Origin of the sequence: Vibrio caribbeanicus ATCC BAA-2122 (assembly GCF_000165125.1) — a bacterium.
Lineage (GTDB): Bacteria > Pseudomonadota > Gammaproteobacteria > Enterobacterales > Vibrionaceae > Vibrio > Vibrio caribbeanicus.
Genome location: NZ_AEIU01000083.1, coordinates 25,701 through 43,023 on the forward strand (window position 1 = coordinate 25,701; position 17,323 = coordinate 43,023).

Consider the following 17,323-nt stretch of genomic DNA (forward strand, 5'->3'; position numbering starts at 1 on the left):
CCTATGAATAAAGAAATGCATTTACTTCTTGCTGAAGTGGGTTTGATGGCAACAGGTATACACCGCCATCAAGAGGCAGAAACAATTGCTGAATACCTTGATTCACAAGGCGTTGAAGAAAGCGTTGTCGCCATGATTCGAGCATTGAACTTGATGAATCGCGGTTTGTACCAAGAAGCCCATGCTTTTCTTGAGCCTCTTTGTGCAAGCTTGCCGAATCTGGTGAGTTTGGCTGCATTGGCCGCTGGAAAAGCAGGGCTCAAGAGTAAAGCCGAGTACTGGTTAGACATTGCTTTAAAGGGCAGCGGGGAGGATCAAGCTTTTTCAATGAGCTTTTCACAAGACCTTAGGAGTTTATGATGAAGGTTGAACCAAGTGCGTCGATTAATTGGCAAGATCAAGAAGCGACATTGTCTCCAGTGAGCGCTGATGATGTAAATAAGATGGCTCGATTGATGAGTGATAGAACCTCTGACAAGAGGGTATCGTCTAGAGAAAAAACGCCAGACAGCAATGTGTCATCAGAAATCAGTACACCATCGGTCAAGGATGACTCATTTGATCGATTTTTAAATGATCTGATGGCCAAGATGCCGAAAGATCGCCAAGAGCTAAAAGCTTTGCTATCAGAACACTTTTCGCTTGGTAAACACAAAGAACAGGCTCTTATTCATAGCTTGAAGGCGTTGAAAGAGAAAGGTGACCCTGGGCAAGCGCCATTGATGGACTTGGTGCAAAAAGAGTGGGGTTTTCTTATACAAACCAATGCCATGATAAAAAACCTTGTCACATATAGCCACAAATTGGATCTTGAATAATATGGATTTGATGAGTAATCAGTTTAGTGAAACGATACAAACGACCCTTGAACAAGTTCAAGAGGTCCAAGATAAAGAGGACGTTGGTCAACTCAGCGAACGCTTTGAACAAGCCATGATGACACCACAAGCTGGGGAAGGTATTGGCGGCGGATTAATAGAAAGTATCAGTGAAATGAAAAACTCTATAGATAGCGCAAAAGTTGACCTGCGTAAAACTCTCGAAGCAGCGGGTGATAATCCTGCCATGTTGATGCAAACACAATTTGAATTAATGCGTGTAACCTTTCAGCAGGAGCTGATTGCTAAGACAGTGGGTAAAACGACGCAAAATGCAGAAACAATATTGAAGGCACAGTAGTCATGACGAAAATAATGCGTACAGTTTGGCTATCGATGGTTTTGTGTTTGGTTGGGTGCCAAGCGGAGCTGTATACAGGGGTTGATCAGAAAGAGGGTAACGAGATGTTATCTATCCTACTTTCTGAGGGCGTTGTTGCGAGTAAAGAACCTGATAAAGATAATACTGTAAAGTTGATGGTAGATAATGCTCAAATTGCGTTTGCAGTGGATGTACTCAAGCGCAATGGTTATCCACGCGAGCAGTTTTCAACGTTAAAAGATGTCTTTCCAAAAGACGATTTGATTTCGTCTCCTCTTGCGGAACGTGCGAGGCTTATCTACGCAAAATCTCAAGAGTTATCGGCCACGTTATCTCAAATAGATGGAGTATTGGTTGCCCGTGTTCATGTTGTTTTAGAAGAAGAGGAATTGCGTCCTGGAGAACGCCCGACGCCAGCTTCTGCCTCTGTATTTATAAAGCATGCAGCAGATATTGCGTTGGACTCTTATGTACCGCAAATTAAATTGCTAGTGAATAACAGCATCGAGGGTCTCAATTATGACCGGATCAGTGTGGTTATGGTGCCATCTTCCGAAGCTCGCTTGACCTCTAAAGTGAAACAGTTTGAAAATATTTTGTCGATTGAAGTGACTAAAGATACGGCAAGTAATCTGATTATGCTGCTTGTACTGCTGGCATTACTCCTTCTCGGTTCTAATTTGGCCACTTTTCTGTGGTGTCGTAGGAATGTGAAAGGTGGTTAGTCCAGAATTACCTATGGCTCAGTTGCAACATCAACTTAACTATTGTCCTTGCAGTTATATTGATGAAAGTTGGTTGAAAGAGAGCCAGCCTTGGATATTGCGGTTGCAAGATTGGCGAAAACAGGCAAGGGTAAACCAGTGGTGTATTGATCATTGGCGCTTGTCTTCGATCACCGAACATGTCTTCAACCAGCGCTATCATAGTTTAGTATTATTGCCCCCAGAGCCAATGAATCAATTGCTATTGATGCTTGGTGGGGTTATGCATTGTGAGTCGATGCGCCAAGTAATCTTAAAGCAGCCAAAGCGGTCTCTGAATCATATTTTTGGTGCGGATGAAACCCGTTTTTTGATTCAGCAAGGACCGATGCTAATTTCAAAATGGCCAAGCGGTTGGCAAAGGAACTTGCCAGCCACGATTGATGAAGCGAGCTTTGAAAAAGATGCTCGAGAGCTTGGCTATTTGTGGGTGCATTTTTTATTGGTAAATTCGCCCCCAGAGTTACTACAACGGTGGCAGCTGAAGCTTGATCGTCAATATACTCAATCAGACCTCAGTGCAGATTGGTTCGATGATACGCATCGCGATCTTGCCTACCGACTTATAAAGAAAATCGCAAAACAGGTAATCCCTCAATGGTTTCATTTGTTGAAATAAAAACCGACAATCTGCAATTAGCACCGGGGCTCAAGGTGCTTAAAGCGAAAGATTATGTGAGTTATTTGGATTCACAGTACCTTGTTGATGCCGCCCAATCTAAAGCAGAAAGTATCATTGCAGAAGCCAGGGATGCGTTTGAATTAGAAAAACAACGAGGCTATCAAGACGGTCTTGAAAAGGCCAAAGTGGAACATGCTGAGACCATGCTGGCGACACTCTCTCGGTGCAATGAATACTACTTGCAAGTCGAAGAAAAAATGACAGGGGTTGTGCTAGACGCGGTAAGAAAAATCATCAGCAGTTTTGATGATGTTGATATTACAGCCAGTGCGGTGAGAGAAGCTCTGCAATTGGTCAGTAACCAAAAACAAGTGATTTTGCACGTCCATCCCGATCAAGTGACTGAGGTGAGGGAAAGAGTGTCTTCGATATTGAGTGATTTCCCTGAAGTGGGTTACGTAGAAGTTATTTCGGATGCGCGTCTTAAACATGGCGGATGTATCTTGGAAACCGAAGTTGGTATTATCGATGCAAGTATCGATGGACAGTTACAAGCACTCAAACAAGCAATGGCCAAGCAACTCAGTGAACGCCAGCAGATACAATCTTAGTTCTCTCAACACCTGAAACGCTAAAGTTCACAGTTAGAGCTTTAGCTGTTTTATGATGAATATACCACTGACGGCTTTATGGAAAGTACCATCTAGTCATCTACCCAAAGGTCGCAGGGCTTTGAGATCTTAACTGTCAAGTTTACGCTGACACAAAAATAACTACAGGGATATTGGTGAGTTAAGCTTTGTTAACTGACGTTCGATAAAGTCAGTACACATGGTTGCATTTAAAGGGGGCGTATTGCCGTAATTATGCACCGCGTATATGGGAACAGCAGGAAGTGCGTACCCTGGATAGACACTTTCTAATGTGCCTTGACGTTGCAAGCTCTCAAACATGAATTCCGGAATCAATGCTATACCAGCCCCCGCTTGGACCATGGCAATAACTGAATGGACGGAATCATTAAAGCGACTAGCTTGCAATGACACTTCAATCCGGTGAGCTGATGATGAGTGCTCTAAAGTATAGTGAATCGCTTTACCCTCCCAGATATTAGCGACATAGTCACACGCAAGCAGGAGCGAAGGTTCTTTTATGAGTTTTGCAAGACTTAAATTGTGGCGTTGAATGTATGCAGGACTGGCACAAAGTATTTTTTTTAAGCTACCAAGCCGGCGTTGTTTGTACTCACTTGATGGTAAAGCTCCGACATGGATGGCAATATCTGCGCCTGTTTCAAACAAGTCAACGCTGCCATCGTTTGCCAAAATTGTCGGAACCAAATCTGGATAAATACTGACTAAATGCCCAATCGCGGGAGATATAACCGGTTCTATCAGCGCATGAGGTGAACTGATCTTTACCGTGCCTTTGGGTTCAATCTGACTCACTCTTGCTAGATCCCATGCTTCATCAACAAGTGCACTTATTTTTTTACACCGTTCAAAAAACTCGACTCCCATTGGAGTAAGCAGTTGCTGGCGTGTCGAGCGTTTGAGCAACAAGACACCAAGTGCCTCCTCCAATGTTCTAAGATGTTGGCTAACAACTGACTTCCCGACCCCCAGTTCACGAGCAGCAGAAGTAATGGACCCTGTCTCCACGATTTTCGTGAAGATGATCATATGACGCATGTATTTATTCATAGTTTAAAAATATCAAACAGTTCTTGTGGGATTTGCTATCTTTTGTAAACCAATATAATCATTAATAATGTCCTCAATCAACCCAGAGGACCTATCAATGACTAAAATATCTCTAAATTCGGTGGCTCAATGTTTCACTCGCGAGTTGGCTGATGAACAATATAATCCAACCTTGTGGACTCCAAGATTACCTACCGAGGAGCTCTTACCAAAACATATTGAGTTTACCAATCAAAACAGCGAACGCTACAGAGCTACTGTCTCAGGAGGGCTGAGCCAGAGAACATTTGGTGAAGGCGAATTTTCTGGCACAATAGACATCTACAGAACCCAAGGTGTTGCTCAAGATGCACCTGTGGTTGTATACATCCATGGTGGCTGGTGGCAATGGTTTTCAAAAGAGCAATTTGGTTTTATTGCTGAACCTTTTAATCAACATGGGTTTGCCGTTTATATGCCAGGATATAGAATGGCTCAAGATTGGAGCAATGATGCACCGATGGAATCTATTCTCAAACAGATGCAACTTGCCGTTGCAGAGATTTTGAACCTTGCTGTTGAAAATAGAGCACCTGCTGTATATTTGGTCGGACATTCGGCTGGTGGCCATTTGGTCTCGATGCTGCATAAAACCGATTGGAGCGAATTTAGTGTCACACAAGAGGCTCAGCAGAAACTTAAAGACGTATTCTCCATCGCAGGGCTTTTTGATATTCGTCCGCTGGTAAATAGTTTTGTCAACGACAGTATTAACATGAGCTCATTATCTGCAGAGAAGGTCAGTCCATTACTGAGTGGCTTTCCATCTAATCAAACCTTAAGCCACCTGCATCTTATAGTCCCAGAGTTTGATACTCCGGAATTTTTCCGTCAAACCAAGGAATATCATGCCAAGGTTATTGATAGCCAACAGGAATGTAGTATTTTCCTTGCTAGCCGGTGTGACCATCTTGATGTGATAGAAAATCTCCTTGATGAAAATAATGATGTTCTTGCCTATCTGTTGAAACATATGAATGCCTGACCATGGCTTTTTTCATAGAAGCTTTATAATTTCTATCGCCGCACGTTAAGACGAAATTATGAATCGATTAAGCTAGGGCGCGCACCGTACATGCGCGTCTTTCTTTATCATCAACAGCATCGAACTTATATGGTATATCATGTGATATTTTCAATCTTGATAGAGATAGGCCGATGGTCCACATCTAATAAAAATGTATGCTTAAGTCACTCTAGAATTAAGCTTTCCCTATGATGATCAAGCGTTGTTAGTTCATTTACCATTGACTTGCTAGACTTTATCATCATGCTCAAGAGATTCGACCCATCTGAGGATCTCTGCGGTTGCTTCGATAAGCTCGCCAGGAATGTACTGATCGAGCTGCCCATCAGCGTATAGGGCACGAGCGAGTGGTACTTTTTGCATGACGGGAATACCTTCCTCACGGGCAAGGGCAATCATGCGTTTAGCCATCGCATCTGTCTCTTTAAGCGTAATGACAGGTAATGGAGTCTCTCCTTTTTTATAGTACAAGCCAATGGCGATATGAGTTGGGTTAGTGACCAACACATTGGACCGTTTGACATTATCCCTTTGAGTAGAGGATTGCAGTTCTTGGTGGAATTGCCGACGTGCACTTTTTATTTCTGGGCTCCCTTCCATCTCTTTGTATTCACGCTTTACTTCGTCCTTACTCATTTTTAATTGTTTGGTATGCTCGTATTTCTGATAGGCATAATCTACTGCTGCGATAATAATAAAACCGATGGCAGAGATGAACATCAATTGCTGGACTAATACCCCAGTGATTATAGGGACGCAGTTCAGGCCACAATTGGGAATATTAAGTAAGGTGTTTAAGTTGCCCTTTAGTGTTATCCAAATAATGCATGATAGTAGAGATACTTTGAGAATCGACTTAATAAAATCAACCAGACTTTTCATTGAAAAAATCCGCTTTGCACCTTCTGCCGGGTTGATTTTCTTTATCTCAGGCTTGACGGAGTGAGCACTAAAAAGCAGACCGAATTGGCCCATATTTGACACTATGGTAACCAATACTGTGACTAAAAGGATAGGGGCTAGCAGATAAATTATTTCCTCTGCCATGGCAATAGCAACGTCGACTAAGGCATCCTGAAAACCTTGATAGGCCAGCTTGCTTGGTAATAGCATTAAAGCGGATATATGTGACATATAGTAATCTGAAAACGCAAATAACACTGCGACTAGTGCCAGGATCAAAGTCGATGAAACGACTTCCTGACTTTTGGCTACTTGTCCTTTTTGACGTGCATCCCTGAGTTTTTTGGGGGTGGGAAGTTCAGTCTTTTCTCCACTCATAGTCAATCCTTTTTACGATTACCAAATGGTGTTGAGTTGTTCTTTAAAAAGTGCAATCTCTGAAAAGAGCGATTCAAAGTGGTTCATCATCAGGCCTACGTAAACAATGAGTAAAACGCTGGCGACGGCACTTTTGATTGGCATTGCAAGAGAGAACACGTTCAATTGTGGTGCGAAACGACTGATGAGGGCGAGTCCAAATTCGGCTAAAAACATAGCGAGAACTAGTGGAGCAGACATTAGAACACCGAGCAACAGTAATTGTTCAAACTGGGCGTAGAAGAAACTTACCCAAGCGTCCGTGACTGTGGGGAAAAAGATCATCACAGGCCATGAAGTGTAACTAGTAAACAGTGCGTACATGAAAACGACAAACCCACCACTGGAAAAAAATAAAGTGATCAGAGTTTGAGTTAACAATACCGCTGTGGGTGTCGATTGACCGCCGAGTGTTGGGTTGAACATACTGGCCATTGCTGCACCTCTTTGGTTATCTACAAGAAAGCCTGCAGCGTCGATTGCCCAAAAAGGAATGGCGGCAAAAAAACCAATCAGCAAGCCCAATAGCACTTCTTTTCCCAAGATAACCATTAACCAGAGCCCATCCGCTTCGGCAGGTAAATCTTGTTGCTGAACCATAGGAAAGATAAAAAGTGCAATGGAGCACAAGACACCGTTTCTGATCATAGTTCCACCAAGTGTTTGCTTGTTTAGAATTGGCAGAAATATGAAGCACGCGATCAGCCTCGGCAGCGTCAAGGTGTACAGAAAAAGTGATTGTTGCAAGTCGTCGTAAGTCATCGTATTTGCGGAATTTTGTTCAAAATCAATGTTGAAAAAGAGTGCAGTTCGGCACCGAGCCATTGGGTTGTGACAAATAGAGTAACGATGACAGCAACAAGCTTGACCGCAAAGCCCAACGTTTGCTCTTGCACCTGAGTTAATGCTTGGATCAATGAGACCAGAGTACCAACAAATGTCGCGACTAAAATAGGCGGTAATGACAAGAACAAAACTAGAGTAAGCGCCTGAGTGGTAAGGTGAATAATTTCAGCTGAACTCATGATATTTCTCCTGTTATCCGTAACTGAGCACTAGACCATGGGTTAGCTTGGTCCAACCATCTAAAAGAACAAATAACAGCAATTTGAAAGGCAATGAAATGGTCATAGGTGAAACCATCATCATACCCATTGCGAGCAAAATGTTGGATACGATCAAGTCGATCGCAATGAAGGGTAAATACAATAGAAACCCTATCTCAAATGCTCGAGTTAATTCACTCACTGTGAAGGCAGGTAATAATAGCAATAAACTATCTGTTTCTAGGCGCTCAACGTATTTCTTTGGCCATAATGCTCTTGCTGCATCGGTAAAAAACACTGATTCGGTTTCACGAATGTGTTTTTTTAGGAATTCTCTGTACGGCTGTAATCCATTATCAATGACGCCTTCAATACTCTCTGGATCTTCCAGTGATATTTCATTTTGCTTTACGTAGTCATAGGTCTCAAAGCCTACTGGCGCCATAATGAATATCGAAAGAATAATTGCAAGTCCATACATTGCCATATTGGGTGGAATTTGTTGAACCCCCAAAGCGTTTCTCAATAGTGAGAATACCACGGCAAGCTTGACGAAGGAGGTTGCCATCATCGCGATGAAAGGAACCAGGGCAAGCAAGGCAAGCGAAACAATGAGATTCAGTTCATCAGGTAACTCGATCATGCTGGCTCCTGAGTTTCACCCAATAGTTCAATCACTCGGACTCCCAAACGTTCATTGATATTAACCAATTCACACTCCCCAATGATTTTACCGTTTGCTCTCATGGTCACTGGGCTAGATATGGGTTGATTTAGCTCAAAAGTAAAGCCTGGCTGTAGAGAGTTAAGTTGCTCTAGAGTGATGGTTTGTTGCCCCACATCAAAGGTGAGCTCTACAGGGAGTTGCTGGTGGTCTGTTAGCGCTTCATTGTTGGTGATATCGTTCATATTGGTTTCTTTTTCTAAAACATGGAGTGTATTTTCATCGATTTGACAGCGATAAAGGTTTTGATTCGACACTTGGAAAATAACTTGATGGTGTGCGATGAGGCATTCATCGAAAAACACTACATCACCTAATTCCAATTGTTCAAACTGGTTGAGTGCTAATTGCGTTTTTCCGTAACTTAACCAAAAAGGTAATGTGATGGTTGAAGTTAGATTGGATGACGCTTTGGGCAGCACATCAATCAATCCCTCTGCACCTTCGTGAACCCACAAACTGAGGGATGCCTCATCTCGGTTGATAGATAGCATCAATACATCGTCCTGTTGGGTTTCTTGTTGGTGAGTTTGTAGATTGCTCAGCACAGGTAACTGTCCAAACAAACTCTTCATGACATCGGCATAAGGCTCAATTTGGTTATTGAGTAATGCCAATTGCAGAGAATTGGGCAGTGAGTCGAAGGACGTTGTGTCGAGCACATTGTGGAGCCATTGCTGTAGTTGCGCACTACTAAAGTCAATTTGAATAGTTTGACCGCCAATAAGCAGTGTCAACCGATAGCCATTAAACTCGGGCTTTGGTCCAAGTGTGATTGATAGGCTATGATCTTGACTGTCTTGAAAGTGGCACTGCCTAGTACACAATTGGTTGCTTAGTGCGAGACTTGATGGCTCGACTTTGGGTAAATTAAGCATCATTATTCGTCTTCAGGGTTCCATTCATCATAAATATTGCGTTGTTGTCTTGAATGTTGTTGGTCGTGTTGATTGTTCATCTGCTCACTGATATTAACTCGGACTGGATGGTCGAGCCCCAAGCGTTGCAGTCGCTCGGATAGTTCAACTCTAGCGTTTTGACTGATCAGAGAATGAGCATGCTCTTGTTTGATCAAAACACTGTAGCCAGAGTTATCTTGCTTGATGGATATCTCACCGCCTTTCAATAGTCCTTCGTTGAGTAGCAGTCTCACTTCTTTGTCGTTTGCTTTTGGTAAAGAAACATAAATTTTATCGACTAGCTGACTGATTAACTCGTTTACATCTCGTACTGCTTTTGGGGACGCTTGCGCCTCGAGACTTTTTAGAATTATGTCACCTTGTGTCCTTGAAGGGGTCAGGTTGTCAGCGTTAGTAGGCACCTCAGCCTTGTGTTCTGAATCTAGACGAACTTGAGCTTTACGTATTTTTGGATAGGCTTCCTCAGGAGCAGATTTAGGCTTTGCATCGCTTGCTTTTTCTGTATGTTCCGGATCCCGCTGTTGAACTTTTCCATCGATGATTTTTTTTCTTTGACGATGGTGATGCTCCTCAGCCGCTAGCTTTTGCTTATTGTTTATTTCTGCATTCAGGTTTTCCGGAGTATTGAGTAAATTTGGTTCTACTTCTTTGTCGGAATGCGATTTGCCATTATTTATTTCTTTGTCATTATTATGCTGTTGTTGGTTTCTTTTCCTAATTTTCTCTTGTTGCTCTCGGCTAGACTTATCTTTCAGGGCTTCTTGAAAGCGAGATTCGAGCTCGTCAGAGACATTTTGTTCATGCTTCTGTTGGTTTTGTTCTGGAGATGTCGATGTCTCTTGAAAATTGTATTTGATTTGCATCTTAGTCCTCTTTGAAATCAAACTATAAAACCACAACGCTACGAAACTCTTCCTGTTCGAGCTCTTCCCGGTATTGCAACTGATTGGCTTGCTCAGCCATTTCTTGTTCGTTCAATTGAACAAATTTTTCTTTAGTTTTATGGGCACTTAGCGCTTCTTTCTTTTTTATGTTCAGTTTCTCTATTTCTTGCTCTAGTGCTTTTTTGGCTTCTGCGGTGCGCTGCTTTAATTCGGCTTCCCGTTCCCTTAAAAGCGCAATTTCCTGACGCAGTATTTCGAGTTCTTTCAATACGACGGTCTTTTGTTTTGCTTTGGCAAATCGTCGGTCCTCTTCCTCTTCGCGCCACTGGCGATAATCAACCACGGATTGCTCAGATTGTTGGAGTACAGCACGTGCACTACTCACTTTATGTTCTTGTTGTTGAACCATGCGGTCTGCTCGGTCGGCACGAATCTTTTTTATTTCCAACAGCTGTTCGATCATGCGTCTGAAAGTTCTCTTAATTGAGTGATGGTTTCTACCAGTTCACTTGGCTCATGGGTACCTTGACGAAGAAATGCACGAATATCGTCTCCCTGTGCAATGGCCATGTCGGCCCGGCTGTCCGCGCCATGTTGGTACTCTCCAATCTTTATCAAGAGCTCTACTTCCTCGTACTTTGCCAACATTTCGCGCATGTGGGCCGCCGAAGTTTGATGGCTTTTGTCTACAATCTGATTCATCACTCGACTTGCTGAGCGAAGCACATCGATAGCGGGGTAGTGGTTCATAGCCGCTAGCTTGCGTGAGAGAATAATATGCCCATCAAGTATTGAACGAGTTTCATCAGCAACGGGCTCGGTCATATCATCTCCCTCGACCAAGACAGTATATAGAGCAGTAATGGAGCCTTTGTCTGACTGACCAGCGCGCTCCATCAACTTTGGAAGAGCGGCGAAAACTGATGGCGGATAGCCTCGTCGTGTTGGTGGCTCACCTGCGGCGAGACCTATTTCTCGTTGAGCTCGCGCAAAACGAGTTACTGAGTCCATAAGAAGAAGAACACGTTTTCCTTGATCGCGAAAATACTCAGCGATAGATGTGGCGACAAACGCTGCTTTTGCTCTTTCCATTGCTGGTCTGTCTGAAGTCGCTACCACAAGTACCGATCTCGCCATGCCTTCTTCCCCGAGATCGTGTTCAATAAATTCTCTTACTTCTCGGCCCCTCTCACCAATAAGTGCCAGTACAGTCACATCGACGTCAGCAGAACGGATCAGCTTGGCAAGTAAGGTACTCTTACCGCCACCTGCTGCTGCAAAAATGCCCATTCTTTGTCCTTCTCCACAAGTGAGCAGGCCATCGATAGAGCGAACACCCATGGAAATCGGCTTCTCGATAAGCTTTCGTTGCATTGGTGGTGGCGCATCCCTATATACCGGATACCAAGCACTGGGCTCTTTACCTTGAGTTCCATCGAATGGACGTCCTAATCCATCCAATATGGTTCCAAGAAGATGATCGCCAACGCCGACTTCGTGCATTTTTCCCAAGGGGCTTACTTCGGTATTGGATGAGATGCCAAACATATTGCCAAGTGGGGTCAATAAGGCGTGATGCTGTTGAAAACCGACCACTTCGGCAAGCAATGACAAAGTTTGGTCGGGGTTGCGCAATTCACAAAGTTCACCAACACGAACCCCAGGCACCACCGCTTTGATGATGGTACCTGTAACTTGAGTCACTCGGCCGCGGATTTGTATTAGGCGCGTCTGCTTGATAGCAGAATGCTGAGTTTCGGTGATGTAATCGAAGTCGTTCAATTTAAGAAAACATGTTGAGTAACGAATGGTGGAAGGATAGAAAAGATCATTTGGCATTTATAGTGAATATTGGTCGTGAGTTTTTAGAAAACTGAAGATGTACTAAAAAAACACGTCTGATTTTGACAGCCTCGGACATATCGAACTCTTATAATCCACACAAAATGTACGAAGAGGCTGCAATTGAATGAATGGTATTAACAACCCAATTACGACAGGCAATAATTTTGACTCGTCAGTTCGAAGTGGTGCTGAGTCTTCGCGCTTAGCGGGAACAACAAGTGGTAATTATCGAGGCGAGACTGTTCGTATACAAAATTCAGTTCAGTCATTTCTGGATGCTATGGAAGAACTGACCACACTAGGCTCGGGAAAAGCGGAAAAAGATCTCGGTAAACGTAAAGTTAGAGATAACGGAGCGCGTGTTAATGAAGCTCACGAGCTGGTTTCAGACTATCTAAAAAAAGTTCCAGATCTCGAAAAAAACCAGAAGATTAAAGACCTTGCCACTAAGATGGCAGGGGGGAATATATCAACTATTGCTCAACTTCAAACCTATTTGAACGGGTTTTCTGAAGAAAAAAGCCATCAGTACCTTGCATTGAAAGCGGTAAAAGAATTTCTTGGTTCTAAACCAGAAAGTAAAAACCTGCTGGTATTGATTGATAAAGCAATAGACAGCATTGAGAAGGAACCTGACTCTTGGTCTCGGATAGATACAGATATTCGTGTTTCAAGTTTTGCAAATGAATATAGCGAAGAGAACCAATTTAGTAGCCTGCATGAATTACGTGGTTTCTATAGAGATGCTGTGCACGACTATCAGAGTTTGGGATCGGCATACGATGATGTTGTGCAGAGATTTGGTGGGAATGATGTCGCTAATGCCGTCGATTTTATGCTTCAAGCACTGAGCTCAGATTTGAGCGTTCAAGGCAGCAATATTGACTCGGTTAAACTCCAGCAATTGATGTCGGATATGCAAAAACTGAGAAAACTCAATACGGTTCAAGAACTCGTCACCAACATTTTCCAAATATTCAAATCAGAGCCAGTAAAGCATGCCTTATCAAGTCACTGATTTAATGTCAGATATCATTAATTTAATTGAACAGCGCTGGGTTGGTAGCGAGGAAGTTTGGAGCCTAGTTGATTCTATGGAGTTAGGTTCAAGTGAGCAGAAAATTAGCTTTTTGAGGGAACTGCATAAATTGGTGCGCCAGATTCCCATTGATGTATTTAATGATCAAGAGCAGCGGCAAAACCTAATACAAGCGTTACAGGCAGCGCTTGATGAAGCGATAGATAAAGAAGAAGAGGAAATGTGGGACAATGACTTGGATTGATACATCAGTGGATGACTTTTGCCGCGGTATGGGGCTTGACGCTGTCGATTTTTCGTCGGCTGGGCGTGTTCAGCTCGGCTTTGAACAAAGTGGTACGCTGCATATTGAGAAGTATCAAGATCGCCTATTTCTTATGCTGGCGAGACCGCTCGATTGGCGTCAGTCCAGTGAACCACTCAAGAGAGCCTTAAGCTTTTGTCATGCAGGGCAGGGATGGCCATTTCTTATCAAAGCAGGATTGTTGGATGACCAAACTTTGGTTCTCTGTGCGCAAATTGTGGGTGAGGATGTGACTTTGCCAACGATTGAGCAAGCCTTTAATTTACTGGTTCGTTTACACGATGAGGTAGCGAACGTATGAGTCGAGTCAGTACATTAAATATTGGTATTGAAGGCTTTACTCACGTCTCTCTTGAGCAAATTGAAAGTGATTTTCCTCAGCGTTTTCAGTTATTACCTGACGGGCAGGCGATAGCCACGCACTTAGAGAAACTCTACGATTTGCGACCATCAGAGCAGTATTTAATGTCTTTAGCAAAGCCGAAACTTTCTCACTCTGAGTTGCTCCGTCCTGACAAATACCGCCAACAATTTGATATCACTCAAGAGCGACTTCAAGAACTGGCTCAGCAAAGTGGAAATATGGCCTTTAAACAAGCTTTGGAGACATTGCAAAGCACCCAATTAGATCAACGCTATCTTATCACTGCGTTGAATCTACTGATTCAGGTTTAAGCTTCATGTTACAACCAAAAGATAGGGAATTGCTGCTTGTCCATGCGGCGCTCCAAATTCAATACCAGAAACCCGAACAGGCTATCACTTTGTTGGATGCCTTATTAGAAGCGGATCCTGAACATCAAGAGGCACGTCAAGCCTTGGCGGTTGCGTGTCTAAATTCAGGCCAGCTTACTCGTACAGTCGAATTATGTGAAAGCTTGTTAAAGGCAAAACACTCAAACCAAACTGGGCTGTGGTTTTGTCTTAGCCAAGCTCGATGGAAGCAAAATGATGTTGAGGGAGCACGTAAAGCTCATCGACGTTATCTACAATCTATAAATAGTGAATCAAATGAATAAGTTGATTAGTATCATAAATAAAATTGGGCAACGAAAAGACATCATGCTTGCCGTGATGTTGTTGGCGATCGTCTTTATGATGATTTTGCCTCTGCCAACAGCATTGGTTGATGTGCTTATTGGTGCAAATATGAGTATAGCGGTGGTCTTATTGATGCTGGCTATCTACATCACCTCACCACTCGAATTTTCGGCATTTCCTGCTGTTCTTCTGATCACCACGCTATTTCGTCTTTCTCTTTCTATCACGACAACGAGATTGATTTTGCTTCAAGGTGATGCCGGACAGATCGTCTCTACTTTCGGTAACTTTGTTGTTGGAGGAAACTTAGTTGTTGGTATCGTAGTGTTTCTCATCATTACCATCGTTCAGTTTATGGTGATCACCAAAGGTTCTGAGAGGGTCGCAGAGGTTAGTGCTCGATTTTCCCTTGATGCAATGCCTGGAAAGCAAATGAGTATTGATGGTGACATGCGTGCAGGGGCGATCGATGTAAACGAAGCTCGTCACCGTCGCTCTCTGATTGAAAAAGAAAGCCAAATGTATGGTTCAATGGATGGGGCCATGAAGTTCGTAAAAGGAGATTCTATTGCGGGCTTGATCATTATTGTGGTGAACATTCTTGGTGGGGTCATGATTGGGGTGACTCAGAAAGGCATGTCGGCTGGCGAGGCTCTTGAATTGTTTTCCGTTTTGACGGTGGGAGATGGTCTAGTTTCTCAGATTCCTGCGCTTTTTATTGCTATTACTGCAGGTATTATCGTTACGCGAGTCTCTAATGAAGAATCGAACGATCTTGGCTCAGATATTGGTGGTCAGGTAATTGCACAACCGAGAGCTTTGCTGATTGGTGGCGTTTTGTTGGTCTTATTTGCGCTTATTCCCGGTTTCCCTAAGGTTACTTTTCTTGTTTTAGCTTTAGTGGTAGGGGGCGGCGGCTTCTTTCTGTTCTACCAACAAAAAAAGCAGAGCGAATCTGACCAGTCTGATCTATCGAGTTTTGTCGCTCAAGGCGCTGGCTCGCCAGCGGCCAAACCAACAGTATCCCGTAATAGTAAAGGTAAACTCGGTGAGCAAGAAGAATTCGCCATGACGGTTCCTCTTCTCATTGATTTAGACTCACGTTTACAAGAAAGCTTGGAGGCGGTCGCCCTCAATGATGAGCTTGCTAGAGTAAGGCGGGCATTATACCTCGATCTAGGTGTGCCTTTCCCGGGGATTCACTTGCGATTCAATGAAGCAATGAAAGACAGTGAATACTTGATTCAATTGCAGGAAGTACCAGTTGCTCGTGGTCGAATTGAGAGTGATAAGTTACTGATTACAGAAGGTAACGAGCAAGTTGATTTGCTGGGTATTCCTTATGAAAAAGAGGATGACTTCCTTCCCAGTATCGAGACTCTCTGGGTTGATCAAAACCATCAGGAAAAACTTGAACAAAGCCAAGTTGGTTTCTTAACGCCTGATCGCATTTTGACCTATCACTTATCCCATGTATTGAAAGAATTTGCGCAAGATTTTATCGGTATTCAAGAAACGCGTTATTTACTTGAACAAATGGAAGGCAGTTACGCAGAGCTTGTAAAAGAGGCACAGCGTATCGTTCCTTTGCAAAAAATGACCGAAATCCTTCAACGCTTGGTTTCGGAGGACATCTCTATTCGTAACTTGAGAGTGATTCTGGAAGCCATGGTTGAGTGGGGTCAAAAAGAGAAAGACGTCATACAGCTTACTGAATACATTCGAACCAGTTTGAAACGTTATATCTGTTACAAATACGCCAGTGGTCAAAATATGTTACCTGCATATCTACTTGATCAAAGTCTGGAAGATACGATCCGAAATGGCATCCGTCAAACATCAGGGGGCAGCTACTTAGCACTGGATCCTTCTGTAACTCAACAGTTTGTAAGCGATGTTAAACAAACCATCGGGGATTTGAGTCGTATGCCTAACAAGCCAGTATTAGTCGTGTCAATGGATGTGCGACGATATGTTCGCAAATTGATCGAATCTGATTACTACGAGTTACCGGTATTATCTTTCCAAGAGTTGACTCAACAAATCAATATCCAACCACTAGGCAGGGTAGGCACATAATGGTGTGTAAGCTCTCCGAGTCTTTAACGGCGTCAGGTCTCGAAGTGACGCCTTACTTTTGGCAAAAAAGCACCATAGTGCTGGGGCAAAGATATGTTTACGACGGTATGGAGTTAGTTTTTCGAGTCGAAGAAGGTGAAATCATCATTACGTTACTACGAAGAATTAACCCTAACTTAGGGTTGAGTAATCCTTTCTCAGCCCTGTTTTTACTCGCAGAACATGCAATTGCGTTATACCCATCAAGTTGGGTTCTTCGTGGCAATGTCGACGTATTTCGTAACAGTACTATGAGCAGTCATCGTCTCGCACAGTTTTATTTAAGAGCCTGTGGTGCAAGTCATGATCAACAGGAAGATTGGTACTTTTTACGTCTTAGTGACTATCGCCCCCTAAAAAAAAGAAAAAAGTAAAAACTTGCGACCATTACTGACAGCATCTTTTAGATGCATCACTTTAAAATAGGTACAAAGATGAAATCACCCTTTAGTGAAACCATTGAAAAAGCTGAACTTGCTATCCGTAGCGCAGAAGATAGAGGCGATATTTTCAATGAACTACTCGAAGGGTTAGGTGTAGGTCCGGTGGCGGGAGAACTCTTGCTTAGCGGACTTAATACCTCACCCAAAGTGATGAAGCTCGCGGAGCAAGAGCTTGTTGAAGAAGTTCAACGTCGTAGACAACAGCAGCCCCAGCTACAAACAACAAACACCCAAGGTACTCGGCGCAAGCGACCGACCATGATGCGCGGTATGGTGATATAGAG

23 protein-coding genes and 1 pseudogene are annotated in these 17,323 nt (G+C 43.2%); 15 read left to right on the forward strand and 9 right to left on the reverse strand.

Annotation, left to right across the window (positions count from 1 at the left end; all coding sequences use genetic code 11):
• The first annotated feature begins 3 nt into the window (after positions 1–3).
• The 6 genes from RH40_RS13045 to RH40_RS13070 are packed head-to-tail and all read left to right on the forward strand — an operon-like array spanning position 4 to position 3,197.
• Positions 4–360 carry a YscG family type III secretion system chaperone gene (locus tag RH40_RS13045; protein WP_009602013.1) on the forward strand — a complete coding sequence of 119 codons (357 nt, stop codon included), beginning with the start codon at positions 4–6 and terminating at the stop codon, positions 358–360.
• Positions 357–818: a YopR/YscH family type III secretion effector gene (locus RH40_RS13050; protein WP_241209892.1), complete on the forward strand. Its 462-nt coding sequence runs from the start codon at positions 357–359 to the stop codon at positions 816–818. The genes RH40_RS13045 and RH40_RS13050 overlap by 4 nt, the downstream gene beginning before the upstream one ends.
• A 7-nt stretch (positions 819–825) precedes the next feature.
• Positions 826–1,179, forward strand: a complete 354-nt coding sequence (gene sctI / locus RH40_RS13055; protein ID WP_050790452.1) for a type III secretion system inner rod subunit SctI — start codon at positions 826–828, stop codon at positions 1,177–1,179.
• A 2-nt stretch (positions 1,180–1,181) separates the two neighbouring features.
• Positions 1,182–1,925: a type III secretion system inner membrane ring lipoprotein SctJ gene (gene sctJ / locus RH40_RS13060; RefSeq protein WP_009602016.1), complete on the forward strand. Its 744-nt coding sequence runs from the start codon at positions 1,182–1,184 to the stop codon at positions 1,923–1,925.
• A gap of 13 nt (positions 1,926–1,938) precedes the next feature.
• On the forward strand, positions 1,939–2,583 hold the full coding sequence (gene vscK / locus RH40_RS13065) for a SctK family type III secretion system sorting platform protein VscK (RefSeq protein ID WP_139056892.1): 645 nt from the start codon (positions 1,939–1,941) through the stop codon (positions 2,581–2,583).
• Positions 2,562–3,197 (forward strand): HrpE/YscL family type III secretion apparatus protein, encoded by a 636-nt coding sequence (locus RH40_RS13070; protein ID WP_009602018.1) that lies wholly within the window; start codon positions 2,562–2,564, stop codon positions 3,195–3,197. Before vscK ends, RH40_RS13070 begins: the two co-directional genes overlap by 22 nt.
• A gap of 162 nt (positions 3,198–3,359) precedes the next feature.
• Here the strand turns inward: RH40_RS13070 and RH40_RS13075 are convergent, their stop codons facing one another.
• Positions 3,360–4,277 (reverse strand): LysR family transcriptional regulator, encoded by a 918-nt coding sequence (locus RH40_RS13075; RefSeq protein ID WP_009602019.1) that lies wholly within the window; start codon positions 4,275–4,277, stop codon positions 3,360–3,362.
• Between the two features lie 109 nt (positions 4,278–4,386).
• On the opposite strand from RH40_RS13075, the gene RH40_RS13080 reads away from it, so the two are divergent.
• Positions 4,387–5,313, forward strand: coding sequence for an alpha/beta hydrolase (locus RH40_RS13080; RefSeq protein WP_009602020.1), 927 nt, complete (start codon positions 4,387–4,389; stop codon positions 5,311–5,313).
• Positions 5,314–5,583: 270 nt separating this feature from the next.
• Here the strand turns inward: RH40_RS13080 and sctU are convergent, their stop codons facing one another.
• From sctU to sctN, 8 genes and pseudogenes are all read right to left on the reverse strand, one after another.
• A complete protein-coding gene (gene sctU / locus RH40_RS13085) occupies positions 5,584–6,636 on the reverse strand; it encodes a type III secretion system export apparatus subunit SctU (RefSeq protein WP_009602021.1) in 1,053 nt (350 codons plus the stop codon).
• Between the two features lie 18 nt (positions 6,637–6,654).
• On the reverse strand, positions 6,655–7,437 hold the full coding sequence (gene sctT, locus RH40_RS13090) for a type III secretion system export apparatus subunit SctT (protein ID WP_039954708.1): 783 nt from the start codon (positions 7,435–7,437) through the stop codon (positions 6,655–6,657).
• Positions 7,434–7,700: a type III secretion system export apparatus subunit SctS gene (gene sctS, locus RH40_RS13095; protein WP_009602023.1), complete on the reverse strand. Its 267-nt coding sequence runs from the start codon at positions 7,698–7,700 to the stop codon at positions 7,434–7,436. The genes sctT and sctS overlap by 4 nt, the downstream gene beginning before the upstream one ends.
• Before the next feature lie 13 nt (positions 7,701–7,713).
• The gene (gene sctR, locus RH40_RS13100; protein WP_009602024.1) at positions 7,714–8,364 is read right to left on the reverse strand and encodes a type III secretion system export apparatus subunit SctR; all 651 of its coding nucleotides are present in this window, start codon (positions 8,362–8,364) and stop codon (positions 7,714–7,716) included.
• Positions 8,361–9,326, reverse strand: coding sequence for a type III secretion system cytoplasmic ring protein SctQ (gene sctQ, locus RH40_RS13105; protein WP_009602025.1), 966 nt, complete (start codon positions 9,324–9,326; stop codon positions 8,361–8,363). Before sctQ ends, sctR begins: the two co-directional genes overlap by 4 nt.
• A pseudogene (locus tag RH40_RS21320) lies at positions 9,326–9,733 on the reverse strand (type III secretion system needle length determinant); the annotation flags it as partial. The gene sctQ and the pseudogene RH40_RS21320, both read right to left, overlap by 1 nt.
• 517 nt (positions 9,734–10,250) lie before the next feature.
• Positions 10,251–10,712 (reverse strand): type III secretion protein, encoded by a 462-nt coding sequence (locus tag RH40_RS13115; protein ID WP_009602027.1) that lies wholly within the window; start codon positions 10,710–10,712, stop codon positions 10,251–10,253.
• Positions 10,709–12,031, reverse strand: a complete 1,323-nt coding sequence (gene sctN, locus RH40_RS13120; protein WP_039954720.1) for a type III secretion system ATPase SctN — start codon at positions 12,029–12,031, stop codon at positions 10,709–10,711. Before sctN ends, RH40_RS13115 begins: the two co-directional genes overlap by 4 nt.
• Positions 12,032–12,218: 187 nt before the next feature.
• Between sctN and sctW the strand changes: the two genes are divergently transcribed.
• Genes sctW through RH40_RS13160 form a run of 8 tightly spaced genes read left to right on the forward strand, consistent with a single transcriptional unit; the run spans position 12,219 to position 17,321 of the window.
• The gene (gene sctW, locus RH40_RS13125; RefSeq protein WP_009602029.1) at positions 12,219–13,112 is read left to right on the forward strand and encodes a type III secretion system gatekeeper subunit SctW; all 894 of its coding nucleotides are present in this window, start codon (positions 12,219–12,221) and stop codon (positions 13,110–13,112) included.
• Positions 13,093–13,377, forward strand: a complete 285-nt coding sequence (locus RH40_RS13130) for a TyeA family type III secretion system gatekeeper subunit (RefSeq protein ID WP_009602030.1) — start codon at positions 13,093–13,095, stop codon at positions 13,375–13,377. The genes sctW and RH40_RS13130 overlap by 20 nt, the downstream gene beginning before the upstream one ends.
• Complete coding sequence (sycN, locus tag RH40_RS13135; protein WP_009602031.1) at positions 13,364–13,738, forward strand: type III secretion chaperone SycN; 375 nt, start codon at positions 13,364–13,366, stop codon at positions 13,736–13,738. Before RH40_RS13130 ends, sycN begins: the two co-directional genes overlap by 14 nt.
• Positions 13,735–14,112: a type III secretion system protein VscX gene (vscX, locus tag RH40_RS13140; protein ID WP_009602032.1), complete on the forward strand. Its 378-nt coding sequence runs from the start codon at positions 13,735–13,737 to the stop codon at positions 14,110–14,112. The genes sycN and vscX overlap by 4 nt, the downstream gene beginning before the upstream one ends.
• A 5-nt stretch (positions 14,113–14,117) precedes the next feature.
• Positions 14,118–14,456, forward strand: a complete 339-nt coding sequence (vscY, locus tag RH40_RS13145; protein WP_009602033.1) for a type III secretion system chaperone VscY — start codon at positions 14,118–14,120, stop codon at positions 14,454–14,456.
• On the forward strand, positions 14,440–16,557 hold the full coding sequence (gene sctV, locus RH40_RS13150; protein WP_086009808.1) for a type III secretion system export apparatus subunit SctV: 2,118 nt from the start codon (positions 14,440–14,442) through the stop codon (positions 16,555–16,557). Before vscY ends, sctV begins: the two co-directional genes overlap by 17 nt.
• Positions 16,557–16,970 carry an LcrR family type III secretion system chaperone gene (locus tag RH40_RS13155; RefSeq protein ID WP_009602035.1) on the forward strand — a complete coding sequence of 138 codons (414 nt, stop codon included), beginning with the start codon at positions 16,557–16,559 and terminating at the stop codon, positions 16,968–16,970. The genes sctV and RH40_RS13155 overlap by 1 nt, the downstream gene beginning before the upstream one ends.
• 60 nt (positions 16,971–17,030) lie before the next feature.
• Positions 17,031–17,321: an LcrG family type III secretion system chaperone gene (locus RH40_RS13160; protein WP_009602036.1), complete on the forward strand. Its 291-nt coding sequence runs from the start codon at positions 17,031–17,033 to the stop codon at positions 17,319–17,321.
• Positions 17,322–17,323: the final 2 nt, after the last annotated feature.